Annotated in this window: 8 protein-coding genes; 6 read left to right on the forward strand and 2 right to left on the reverse strand. The window is 53.9% G+C overall.

The window, feature by feature from the left end; genetic code table 11:
* Positions 1 to 123: 123 nt before the first annotated feature.
* Positions 124 to 2,415, forward strand: coding sequence for a phosphatidylglycerol--membrane-oligosaccharide glycerophosphotransferase (gene opgB / locus JQ822_RS18180; RefSeq protein WP_213134633.1), 2,292 nt, complete (start codon positions 124 to 126; stop codon positions 2,413 to 2,415).
* A 47-nt stretch (positions 2,416 to 2,462) separates the two neighbouring features.
* Here opgB and JQ822_RS18185 read toward each other — a convergent pair whose 3' ends face one another.
* Positions 2,463 to 3,485, reverse strand: a complete 1,023-nt coding sequence (locus JQ822_RS18185) for a zinc-binding alcohol dehydrogenase family protein (protein WP_213134634.1) — start codon at positions 3,483 to 3,485, stop codon at positions 2,463 to 2,465.
* A 137-nt stretch (positions 3,486 to 3,622) separates the two neighbouring features.
* Here JQ822_RS18185 and JQ822_RS18190 point away from each other — a divergent pair, with 137 nt between their 5' ends.
* Both JQ822_RS18190 and JQ822_RS18195 read left to right on the forward strand, forming a co-directional pair.
* Entirely contained in the window at positions 3,623 to 4,537 is a 915-nt protein-coding gene (locus JQ822_RS18190; protein ID WP_213134635.1) for a GntR family transcriptional regulator, read from the forward strand.
* Positions 4,538 to 4,751: 214 nt separating this feature from the next.
* Positions 4,752 to 6,113, forward strand: coding sequence for an MFS transporter (locus tag JQ822_RS18195; protein ID WP_213134636.1), 1,362 nt, complete (start codon positions 4,752 to 4,754; stop codon positions 6,111 to 6,113).
* Positions 6,114 to 6,206: 93 nt separating this feature from the next.
* Here the strand turns inward: JQ822_RS18195 and tsr are convergent, their stop codons facing one another.
* Positions 6,207 to 7,871: a methyl-accepting chemotaxis protein gene (gene tsr, locus JQ822_RS18200; RefSeq protein WP_213134637.1), complete on the reverse strand. Its 1,665-nt coding sequence runs from the start codon at positions 7,869 to 7,871 to the stop codon at positions 6,207 to 6,209.
* Positions 7,872 to 8,227: 356 nt separating this feature from the next.
* Between tsr and btsT the strand changes: the two genes are divergently transcribed.
* From btsT to yjiA, 3 genes are all read left to right on the forward strand, one after another.
* Positions 8,228 to 10,378, forward strand: a complete 2,151-nt coding sequence (btsT, locus tag JQ822_RS18205) for a carbon starvation CstA family protein (protein ID WP_213134638.1) — start codon at positions 8,228 to 8,230, stop codon at positions 10,376 to 10,378.
* Between the two features lie 263 nt (positions 10,379 to 10,641).
* Positions 10,642 to 10,836, forward strand: coding sequence for a YbdD/YjiX family protein (locus JQ822_RS18210; RefSeq protein WP_003830038.1), 195 nt, complete (start codon positions 10,642 to 10,644; stop codon positions 10,834 to 10,836).
* A gap of 12 nt (positions 10,837 to 10,848) precedes the next feature.
* Complete coding sequence (gene yjiA / locus JQ822_RS18215; RefSeq protein WP_213134639.1) at positions 10,849 to 11,805, forward strand: GTPase; 957 nt, start codon at positions 10,849 to 10,851, stop codon at positions 11,803 to 11,805.
* Positions 11,806 to 11,919: the final 114 nt, after the last annotated feature.

The following is an 11,919-nucleotide window of genomic DNA, read 5'->3' on the forward strand; positions in this document are numbered from 1 at the left end:
ATTCTGAATAACAACGTAATTAAATGTCACTACAATTGCAGCAATATAACAACGCTATTACATTGTACTGTCCAGAAATGATTAGCCTGCCAGGCATATGCCCGGCTTACTGAGGATCGTCCGTTGTCTGAATTATTCTCCATCACTCTGTTTCTCGCTTCGGTACTGATTTACGCCTGGAAAGCGGGTCGCAACACCTGGTGGTTTGCCGCCACGTTAACGGTGCTGGGGATTTTTATTGTCCTGAATATCACGCTGTATGCCAGCGACTATTTCACCGGCGATGGCATCAACGACGCGGTGCTATACACGCTGACCAACAGCCTGACTGGCGCGGGCCTTGGCAAATATGTTCTACCAGGCGTCGGGATTGCACTGGCGCTGGCCGCAGTCTTTGGCGCACTGGGTTGGGTACTTCGCCGCCGTCGCCACCATCCTCATCACGTTGGCTACAGCCTGCTGGCGTTGGTGCTGGCTCTGGCTTCCGTCGATGCCAGCCCGGCATTTCATCAGATAACCGAACTGGTGAAATCCCAGTCGCGCGATGGCGATCCGGACTTCGCGGCATATTACAAAGAGCCGTCGAAAACCATTCCCAACCCGAAGCTGAACCTGGTGTATATCTACGGCGAAAGCCTCGAACGAACCTATTTTAACAATGACGCGTTCCCGGACCTGACCCCGGAACTCGGCGCATTAAAAAGCGAAGGAATGGATTTCAGCAATACCATGCAGCTGCCGGGCACGGATTACACCATCGCTGGCATGGTCGCCTCGCAGTGCGGCATTCCGCTGTTTGCCCCGTTTGAAGGTAACGCCTCAGCGTCGGTTTCCAGCTTCTTCCCAAACAATATTTGCCTCGGCGATATCCTGAAGAACTCCGGCTACCAGAACTACTTTGTGCAGGGCGCAAATCTGCGCTTTGCCGGGAAAGACGTGTTCCTGAAATCCCACGGTTTTGATCATCTGTACGGCGCAGAAGAGTTAAAAAGCGTGGTTGCGGACCCGGCTTATCGTAACGACTGGGGTTTTTACGACGACACGGTGCTGGACGAAGCGTGGAAAAAATTCGAAGCACTTTCGCGCTCGGGCCAACGTTTTTCACTGTTTACCCTGACGGTAGACACGCATCACCCGGATGGGTTTATCTCACGTAGCTGCAACCGTAAACGCTATGACGTCGATGGAAAGATAAACCTGTCGTTTAGCGCCGTCAGCTGCAGCCAGGAAAACATCGCCGAATTTATCAATAAAATCAAAGCCTCACCGTGGTTTAAAGACACCGTGATCGTGGTTTCTTCCGATCATCTGGCGATGAACAACACCGCATGGAAGTACCTGAACAAGCAGGATCGCAACAACCTGTTCTTCGTGCTGCGCGGCGACAAGCCGCAGCAGGAGACGCTGGCGGTGAAGCGCAACACCATGGATAACGGCGCGACCGTCCTGGATATTCTCGGCGGCGATAACTTTATCGGTCTCGGACGCAGCAGCTTGTCGAGCGAGTCGGTGTCAGAAGTGTTCCTGAACATCAAAGAAAAAACGTTGGCCTGGAAGCCCGATATTATTCGTCTGTGGAATTTCCCCAAAGAGATGAAAGCGTTCACCGTCGACAGAGACAAAAGTATGATCGCTTTCTCCGGCAGCCATTTCCGCCTGCCGCTGCTACTGCGCGTGTCGGACAAACGCGTTGAGCCGCTGCCGGAAAGTGAATACTCTGCCCCACTGCGCTTCCAACTGGCTGATTTCGCCCCGCGCGATAACTTTGTCTGGATCGACCGCTGCTACAAAATGGCCCAGCTGTGGGCGCCGGAACTGGCGCTCTCTACCGACTGGTGCGTATCGCAAGGACAACTGGGCGGGCAGCAAATCGTGCAGCACGTCAATAAAGCCAAATGGCAAGGTAAAACCACATTTAAAGATACGGTGATCGACATGGAACGCTACAAAGGTAACGTCGATACGCTGAAAATTGTCGATAACGACATTCGCTACAAAGCCGACAGCTTCATCTTTAACGTGGCCGGCGCGCCGGAAGAGGTGAAACAGTTTAGCGGGATTTCACGCCCCGAATCCTGGGGACGCTGGTCCAACGCGCAGCTGAGTGAAGAGGTAAAAATCGAATACAACGCGCCGTTGCCAAAGAAATTCGATCTGGTGATCACCGCTAAAGCCTTCGGTGACAACGCCAATCGCCCTATCCCGGTACGCGTCGGCAACGAAGAACAAACGCTGGTGTTAAGCCATGATGTCAGCACCACCACGCTGCATTTTGATAACCCGGCAGACGCCGACACGCTGGTCATTGTCCCGCCCGATCCCATCGCCACCAACGAGGGCAACATTCTGGGCCACTCACCGCGTAAGCTGGGGATCGGGATGGTTGAAATCAAAGTCGTGGACGTGCAAGGGTAAAAAAAAACAGCGCCCAACACACCCCCGGGCGCTGCATGGCAACCTTATCAGAACGTGATCACGCCTTTAATCAGCTCACGGTTGTTAATCACATCCCGCTCGTAGATTTCTGCAAGCTGGGCAAACGCATAACGGTGCGTAAGCATCATATCCGCTGTCAGTTTGCCCTCAGACATCAGGCGACCAACTTTGGCGAAGTCTTCCGGCGTAGCGTTGCGACTGCCCATCATGGTGGTCTCTTTCTTGTGGAACTCGGGGTCAGAGAACTGCAAGTCACCTTTGAACAACCCAACAAACACAATGCTGCCGCCGTGGCGAATCAAATTCACCGTGTTATTCATCGCATGCTGATTCCCCGTCGCATCAATGACTTTTTGCGCCAGCGAACCGTCAAACTGCGCGCGTAGCTGCGCGTCAAAATCTTCAGCAGAGGGATCGACAACCGGAAGTGCCAGCCGGGAGACCACATGCTCCCGGCGCGCAGGGCTGGTATCCGCCACCACCACCTGAGCACCATCGGCTTTAGCAATCGCTGCCGCGCCAAGGCCAATCGGCCCCGCCCCCACCACCAGCACCTGCTCACCAGGCGCCACGGCTGCCCGGCGCACCGCATGTGCGCTGATGGCGTACGGTTCGATCAGCGCCGCCGCCTGCGGGTCAATGCCCTGCGCATCCAGCAGGTTCGTCGCCGGTACGGACAGGTATTCACTGAAACCACCATCCTGATGCACACCAATCACCGAAATCTTCTCGCAGCAGTTGGTGCGCCCACTCAGACACGCCGGACACTGCTGACATGCCACGTAAGGAATAACCGCAACCTGCTGACCTGTTTTCAGATCCTGTATATTTTCACCTAGCTCGACAACTTCTCCACATATTTCATGGCCTAACACTCTCGGATAGCTGAAAAAAGGTTGATTGCCGCCCCAGGCATGAATATCGGTGCCACAAATCCCGACGGATTTTATTTTTATTAATGCTTCGCCATTACCCGGAATAGGTATGTTACGTTCTTTCCAGACTAATTTTTTAGGTTCCTGGCAAATTAGCGTATTCATCGTAGACATGATTCTGCTCTCCTGTTTTTTGTTGCCTCAGATATTGATGAAAATAAAAATACCGGCGCAAGCAGAAACATAATCTGTGAAATCCACCGCATAAAAATGTTTTAAATCGGGTTTTAATGGGCAAAAAAGGAGACACCATGAGCCGTTCACAGAACCTGCGCCATAATGTGATCAACCAGATAATTGATGACATGGCACGGGGTCATATTCCTTCTCCTCTCCCCTCGCAAAGCGCGCTGGCAGAGATGTACAACATCAGTCGCACCACCGTACGCCATATGTTGAGCCATTTAGGTGAGTGCGGTGTGTTAACGCAGGTGGGCAGCCACTACGTGATCGTACGTAAACCCGATCATGACGACGGCTTTGACTGCACCGCGGCCTCAATGACCGAGCAAAATCGCATTTTTGAGCAGGCCTTTTTCACCATGATTAACCAGCGCCAGCTGCGTGCGGGTGAGAGTTTCTCCGAGTTGCAGCTTGCCAGAACGGCGGGCGTCAGTCCGGTCGTTGTGCGGGAATATCTTTTAAAATTCGAACGTTACAATCTGATTAAAAACGAAAAACGCGGTCAGTGGAGCATGAAGCAGTTTGATCAGGCCTACGCCGAGCAGTTGTTTGAACTGCGAGAAATGTTGGAAACGCATTCCCTGCAGCATTTCCTGAACCTGCCCGACGACGACCCACGCTGGCTGCAGGCCAAAACGCTGCTTGAGCGCCACCGGACGCTGCGCGACAGCATCGGCAGTAGCTTTCGTATGTTCTCGCAATTAGATCGAGAGTTCCACGCTCTGCTGCTCTCCGCCGCTGATAATATATTTTTTAATCAATCACTTGAAATCATCTCTGTCATTTTCCACTTCCACTATCAGTGGGACGAAAGCGATCTCAAGCAGCGCAATATCATTGCCATTGATGAACATATGACCATTCTCAGCGCACTGATCTGCCGCAGCGACCTGGATGCCACCCTGGCACTGTGTAACCATTTGAATTCAGCCAAACAATCGATGATTCGCTCCATTAACCAAACCAGTGACAGCACGCATTAAGAACGGATAAAAAACAGTAAACCACTACCGGGAGCACGATTTTATAAAAATAAAAACGCCAGAAAAAAACCTCTTGCCTATGCTCACGCTAAGTCGACTGCATTAAAAACTTTTGTGAGCGGTGATGAATAAATTGATTTATCACTGGTATTTTTTCAATACAGCATGGCCTGGCGCTGTGTAAAAATAAATTATTGAGGTTCAGGAGTCCGGCGTGGAAAAAAATAATATTACCCTCGACCCGAGTTCTTCGTTTGGCACCTCGTCATCTGCGGATATTAATGTTCCGCCAGACGGCATGGTGCAACGCAGCAGTCGAATAAAGCGCATTCAGACCACAGCAATGATTTTATTATTTTTTGCTGCGGTCATTAATTATCTCGACCGCAGTTCACTGTCGGTAGCAAACTTAACGATTCGTGAAGAACTGGGGCTAAGCGCCACACAAATCGGCATCCTGCTGTCTGTGTTCTCTCTCGCTTACGGCATTGCACAACTGCCCTGCGGCCCGCTGCTGGATCGTAAAGGCCCACGTATTATGCTGGGGCTTGGCATGTTCTTCTGGTCGCTGTTTCAGGCGATGTCCGGCATGGTGCACACCTTCACTCAGTTTGTGCTGGTACGTATCGGGATGGGAATTGGTGAAGCGCCAATGAACCCGTGCGGCGTGAAGGTGATCAACGACTGGTTTAACATCAAAGAACGCGGTCGCCCGATGGGATTATTCAACGCCGCCTCGACCATCGGTGTCGCCATTAGCCCGCCAATTTTGGCTGCCATGATGCTGGTGATGGGCTGGCGCGGGATGTTCATTACCATTGGTGTGCTGGGCATTTTCCTCGCCATCGGCTGGTATATGCTGTATCGCAACCGTGAGCAGATTGAACTGAGCGCCACTGAACAGGCATACCTGAACGCCGGTAGCGTCAATGCCCGCCGCGATCCGCTGAGTTTTGCCGAATGGCGCAGCCTGTTCCGCAACCGTACCATGTGGGGCATGATGCTGGGCTTTAGCGGCATCAACTACACCGCATGGTTGTATCTGGCCTGGCTGCCGGGTTATCTGCAAACGTCCTACAATCTGGATTTAAAAAGCACCGGATTAATGGCGGCGATCCCGTTCCTGTTTGGCGCAGCCGGCATGTTGATTAACGGTTTTGCCACCGACTGGCTGGTGAAAGGCGGCATGGCGCCAATTAAGAGTCGTAAGATTTGTATTATTGCCGGGATGTTCTGTTCTGCTGCATTCACCTTCGTAGTCCCGCAGGCGACAACGTCGATGGCCGCAGTGTTACTGATTGGGATGGCGCTGTTCTGTATCCACTTCGCCGGAACGTCCTGCTGGGGTCTGATCCACGTTGCGGTGGCTTCGCGCATGACCGCCTCCGTGGGCAGTATCCAGAACTTTGCCAGCTTTATCTGTGCGTCGTTCGCACCGATCGTCACCGGATTCATTGTTGATACCACCAACTCTTTCCGTCTGGCACTGATTATCTGTGGCTGCGTGACGATGGTCGGGGCGTTCGCTTATATCTTCCTGGTCCGCCAGCCCATCAGCGACCCGCGTCAGGAGTAATCCTTTGTAGCCCGATGGCAGCAACGCCAGACCGGGCTACAATACTCTTTCCCGTAGGCCGGATACGCGACAGCGCCATCCGGCATCACAGACTTAAAACGTTTCCCAGTTCTCACCAGTATCTGTCACCGCAGCTTTACGCGGCTGGGTTGATGCTGATACCGGTTTTGCTGCAGCGACGTCGCGCGCGCGCTTTTGATCGTGCTGAATACGGAACACGGCAACGGCCTGGGTCAGACGGCTGGCCTGTTCTTCCAGCGCCGCAGCGGCAGCAGCCGACTCTTCCACCAGCGAGGCGTTTTGCTGCGTTACGCGATCCATCTCGGCAACGGCCAGACCGACCTGATCAATACCGCGGCTCTGTTCATCAGAAGCGGAGGCGATTTCGCCCATGATATCGGTCACGCGGGTCACCGCATTAACGATCTCATCCATGGTTTCACCGGCACTTTCAACCAGCGTTGAACCGACATCCACACGACTGACCGAATCTTCAATCAGACTCTTGATCTCGCGCGCGGCCTGCGCACTGCGCTGGGCCAGGTTGCGGACTTCACCGGCAACCACGGCAAAACCACGGCCCTGTTCACCCGCACGCGCCGCTTCTACCGCGGCGTTGAGCGCCAGAATGTTAGTCTGGAAAGCAATGCCGTCGATAACGCTAATAATATCGGCAATTTTCTGCGAACTGGAGGCGATGTCACGCATGGTTTGCACCACGTTATCCACCACTTTACCGCCTTTCTGCGCCGTTTCAGAAGCACTCAGCGCCAGATGGCTGGCCTGGCGCGCGTTTTCGGCGTTCTGCTTCACGGTTGCCGTCAGCTCTTCCATGCTGGCTGCGGTTTCCTCGAGAGACGCCGCCTGCTGCTCGGTACGCGAAGAGAGATCGTTATTGCCCATCGCGATTTCACTGGCACCGCTGTAAATTGCGTTGGCACCGTTACGCACATCACCCACGGTGCTCATCAGCTCACCCTGCATGTGGCGCAGGCTTTCGGCCAGTTGCCCAATCTCGTTGGAGCCTTCCACATCGATGCGCTTCACCAGGTCGCCGCTGGCAATATGGCGAATGCTGTCGATCAAACGGTTCATCGGAGAGATAAGGGTCAGTTTGATGCCAAACCAGACCGCGATAATTGCCGCCAGTACGGTGATCAGCACAATCACCAGCACCCACATCGCCTGGCTGTAAGAGCTGTTGTTATCGGCAACGGCGATGTCGTACAGGCGATCGTTCTGTTGCATGTAGCTGATATAGGCTTTCTCAAAACCATCCTGGTAGCTTTGCGTCGGTTGATCAAAGAACGCGTTGATCTTCCCGTCACCCAGTAACTGGATCAACTCCGCCAGCGCACCGTGGTAGATGTCATAGGTGCGATTGATCTCCTGAAACGCGGCTTCGCTTTGACGCGGATCGCGTGGCAGCGATTCATACACTGCCCAGTTCTTTTCCGTCAGTTTCAGCGCCGTGCTCGCCACCTGCATCAGTTCCGCCACGGTCGCACCGCTGCCAATATTGCTCTGATCCATCATGTAGCGAATACCCGCCCGGTTAAGGGTATTACGTGTTTGCAGCAGTTCAACCCAGGTCCCATTCAGCGCAGACTGCTGCTGGCGAATGGTTTGCAGAACGGTAAAATTCTCTTTGTCATTCTTCAGTGAGTTAAAGAACAACCCGCCCGAGGCAAGTTGTAAAAGGCCAAACAGCGCCAATACCAGCAGTAAGCTGGTAACAATCTTCATTCGTTTTAACATGTTTTCTCTTTCCGCTAGACAGATGTCAGAATTTTCGGCCTGGAAAGGGAAAACTTTACGAAATTCGTGCTAACTGAATCGATCTCAGCATCGACGAATCGTCGATCCCCGCTACTCGCCAGGGATCAAAACGGGTTTATTAGTGATCTCAATCACATAATCATCCCCACTTACCGGCCCCAGGAACCGCTTGCTGACACTTGGGACCGCTTAAGCTGACATACAACCACTCACTTATTTACCTTACTTTACGCGCGTAATTGTCTGGCAAGATCCTCTGCAACATAGCAGTCAATTTATCTCTTCAAACACACGATCAACCTCCCAGCGGCTTCGGCCAATTATTAGGTTTTACTATGGATACGAAAAAGATATTCAAGCACATACCTTGGGTGATTCTCGGAATCATCGGTGCATTCTGCCTTTCGGTAGTGGCATTACGTCGGGGTGAACACATCAGCGCCCTGTGGATCGTGGTCGCCTCTGTCTCCGTTTATCTGGTGGCCTATCGTTACTACAGCCTGTACATCGCCCAGAAAGTGATGAAACTTGACCCCACGCGTGCCACGCCTGCGGTCATCAACAACGACGGTCTGAACTACGTCCCGACCAACCGTAACGTATTATTCGGTCACCACTTTGCCGCTATCGCAGGTGCAGGTCCGCTGGTTGGACCGGTACTGGCCGCGCAGATGGGCTACCTGCCCGGTACGCTGTGGCTGCTGGCGGGCGTGGTGCTGGCCGGTGCGGTGCAGGACTTCATGGTGCTGTTCATCTCTTCTCGCCGTAACGGCGCGTCTCTGGGTGAGATGATCAAAGAAGAGATGGGCCCGGTGCCGGGAACCATTGCGCTGTTCGGCTGCTTCTTAATCATGATCATCATCCTGGCAGTGCTGGCGCTGATCGTGGTGAAAGCGCTGGCAGAAAGCCCGTGGGGTGTGTTCACCGTCTGCTCAACCGTACCGATCGCGCTGTTCATGGGGATCTACATGCGATTCCTGCGCCCCGGACGCGTGGGCGAAGTGTCAGTGATTGGTATTGTGCTGCTGGTTGCTTCTATCTATTTCGGCGGCGTGATTGCGCACGACCCGTACTGGGGCCCGGCGCTGACCTTTAAAGACACCACCATCACCTTTACGCTTATCGGCTACGCATTTATCTCTGCGCTGCTGCCGGTATGGCTGATCCTCGCCCCGCGCGACTATCTGGCTACCTTCCTGAAAATCGGCGTTATCGTCGGTCTGGCGGTGGGGATTGTTATCCTCAACCCGGAACTGAAAATGCCGGCGATGACCCAGTACATTGACGGTACCGGTCCGCTGTGGAAAGGTGCGTTGTTCCCGTTCCTGTTCATCACCATCGCCTGTGGTGCGGTGTCTGGCTTCCACGCGCTGATCGCCTCCGGTACTACACCGAAGCTGCTGGCCTGTGAAACCGACGCGCGTTTCATTGGTTATGGCGCGATGCTGATGGAATCCTTCGTGGCGATTATGGCGCTGGTTGCAGCTTCCATCATCGAACCAGGTCTGTACTTCGCAATGAACACCCCGCCTGCGGGCCTTGGCATCACCATGCCGAACCTGCATGAAATGGGTGGCGAGAACGGGCCGCTGATTATGGCGCAGCTGAAAGACGTTACCGCACACGCAGCAGCAACCGTCAGCTCATGGGGCTTTGTGATTTCGCCTGAGCAGATCCTGCAAACCGCGAAAGACATCGGCGAGCCGTCCGTTCTGAACCGCGCAGGTGGCGCACCAACGCTGGCCGTTGGTATTGCTCACGTGTTCCATAAAGTGCTGCCGATGGCTGACATGGGCTTCTGGTATCACTTCGGTATTCTGTTTGAAGCACTGTTTATCCTGACCGCACTGGATGCAGGTACCCGTTCTGGCCGCTTCATGCTGCAAGATTTACTGGGTAACTTCGTCCCGTTCCTGAAGAAAACCGACTCCCTGGTTGCTGGCGTCGTGGGTACTGCGGGCTGCGTAGGCCTGTGGGGTTACCTGCTGTATCAGGGCGTGGTTGACCCGCTGGGCGGCGTGAAGAGCCTGTGGCCGCTGTTCGGTATCTCTAACCAGATGCTGGCCGCCGTGGCGCTGGTTCTGGGTACCGTGGTGCTGGTCAAAATGCAGCGCACCAAATACATCTGGGTCACCGTGGTTCCGGCAGTATGGCTGCTGATCTGCACCACCTGGGCGCTGGGTCTGAAACTGTTCAGCACCAACCCTCAGATGGAAGGCTTCTTCTTTATGGCAAGTCAGTACAAAGAGAAGATTGCTAACGGCGGCGAATTGACCGCGCAGCAGATTGCCAATATGAACCATATCGTTATCAACAACTACACCAACGCCGGCTTAAGTATTCTGTTCCTGGTGGTGGTATACAGTATCATTTTCTACGGGTTCCGTACCTGGCAGAAAGCCCGCGCCATCAACGGTCGCTCTGATAAAGAGACACCGTATGTACCGGTGCCGGAAGGCGGCGTGAAGACCTCTTCACACCATTAAAACTGATGCCGGGTGGCGCTTCGCTTACCCGGCCTATATCACTTAGTGCCGCAGGCGTAATTGGCGCAGTCAGTTTGACCGCGGACAGCGCGCAGCAACCGGGGCGTACACGCAGTACGTGAGGATGATTCGCTTCGCTCCCCTTCGGGCCGCCCTGAAGGGCGTTCAAAACGCCGTCGCGTTTTGTGCGAGCACTGCCCGCGGCCAAAATGGCAAGTGAAATAGCCTGCATCTACCAGCTCAACATATATCCGGGGCGTTTCATGTTTGGTACTTTAGGTCAGGCAAAGAAGTATCTCGGTCAGGCGGCGAAGATGCTGATTGGTATTCCGGACTACGACAACTACGTCGAGCACATGAAGACCAACCATCCCGATAAGCCGTACATGACCTACGAAGAATTCTTCCGCGAGCGCCAGGAAGCCCGCTACGGTAGCGGCGGAAGCAGTTGCTGTTAGAAGGAGAAATGAATGACCCCGATTGCAGTTACCCTACTTACCGGTTTTCTCGGCGCGGGTAAAACCACCCTGCTGCGCCATATTCTCAACGAGCAGCACGGTTACAAAATTGCCGTTATCGAAAACGAATTCGGCGAAGTCTCGGTGGACGACCAGCTGATTGGCGATCGCGCCACGCAGATCAAAACCCTGACCAACGGCTGCATCTGCTGCACCCGTTCGAGCGAGCTGGAAGACGCGCTGCTCGATCTGCTCGACAACCTCGATAAAGGCACCATCAATTTTGACCGCCTGGTGATTGAGTGTACCGGCATGGCCGATCCCGGCCCGATTATTCAGACCTTTTTCTCCCATGAAGTGATTTGCGAACGCTACCTGCTGGATGGCGTGATTGCGCTGGTTGATGCAGTCCATGCCGACGAGCAGATGAACCAGTTCACTATTGCCCAGTCGCAGGTTGGCTATGCCGATCGCATCCTGTTGACCAAAACCGATGTCGCAGGAGAAAGCGAAAAGCTGCGTGAGCGCTTAGCGCGCATCAATGCCCGTGCCCCTGTGTATACCGTTACGCACGGCGATATCGATCTCTCGCTGCTGTTCGATACCAACGGTTTTATGCTGGAAGAGAACGTGGTCAGCTCCAAACCGCGCTTCCACTTTATCGCCGACAAGCAAAACGATATCTCCTCGATCGTCGTCGAGCTGGATTACCCGGTAAACATCAGCGACGTTTCCCGGGTGATGGAGAACCTGCTGCTGGAGTCCGCCGAGAAGCTGTTGCGCTACAAAGGCATGCTGTGGATTGAAGGCGAGCCAAACCGCCTGCTGTTCCAGGGCGTGCAACGCCTGTACAGCGCCGACTGGGACCGCCCGTGGGGCGACGAACAACCGCACAGCACGCTTGTGTTTATCGGCATTAATCTGCCGGAAGACGAGATCAGAGCGGCATTTGCGGGGTTGAAGAAGTAGATTTTTTGTAGGCCGGATAAGGCGCAGCCGCCATCCGGCACAGGCAGTTTTAATTCCGATAAGTGATTCATCCCATGGAATTTTTCATCTGGTATGGCAAGCTATTGCCATTGC

This window comes from Citrobacter sp. FP75 (assembly GCF_018342065.1).
Taxonomy (GTDB): domain Bacteria; phylum Pseudomonadota; class Gammaproteobacteria; order Enterobacterales; family Enterobacteriaceae; genus Citrobacter.